The 474-nt window shown below is 65.8% G+C and carries 1 protein-coding gene; it reads right to left on the bottom strand.

From position 1 onward, the window contains the following. Nucleotides 1-474: cadherin-like domain-containing protein (locus KUG43_RS16730; protein WP_216910963.1), on the bottom strand; the 474-nt coding region annotated here is incomplete at both ends.

Below are 474 nucleotides of genomic sequence, written 5' to 3'. Positions count from 1 at the left end.
TGTCGTTGGCGCCGGAGCCGTCGGTGACGACGTAGGAGATCAGGGGAACCGGGCCGTTGTAGTTGGCGGCCGGGGAGAAGGAATAGGAGCCGTTGGCTGCGATGGTGAGGCTGCCGACCCCGGCGATGGTGGTGGGGCTGCCGAGGGAGAAGGGACCGCTCAGCCCGGCGATGGAGAACGAAGCGATCGAGACCGGGCCATCGGGGCTGGAGGTGCCGACCAGGAGATTGCCTGAGCTGGTGCCGCTGTCCTCGGCGATGGAGAGGGTTTCGTTGGCGTCGCTGAAATCGTCGTTGACCGGTGTGACGGTGATGGAAAGGCTGGAGCTGTCGTTGAGACCGGAGCCGTCGGTGACGACATAGGAGATCAGGGGGACTGGGCCGTTGTAGTTGGCGGCCGGGGAGAAGGAATAGGAGCCGTTGGCGGCGATGGTGAGGCTGCCGACACCGGCGATCGAGAACGGAGTGCCGAGGG

Origin of the sequence: Synechococcus sp. CCY 0621 (assembly GCF_019038465.1) — a bacterium.
GTDB lineage: Bacteria > Cyanobacteriota > Cyanobacteriia > PCC-6307 > Cyanobiaceae > Cyanobium.
The sequence above is the reverse complement of the archived record's forward strand: the minus strand, read 5'-3'. Positions and strand labels throughout refer to the sequence as shown.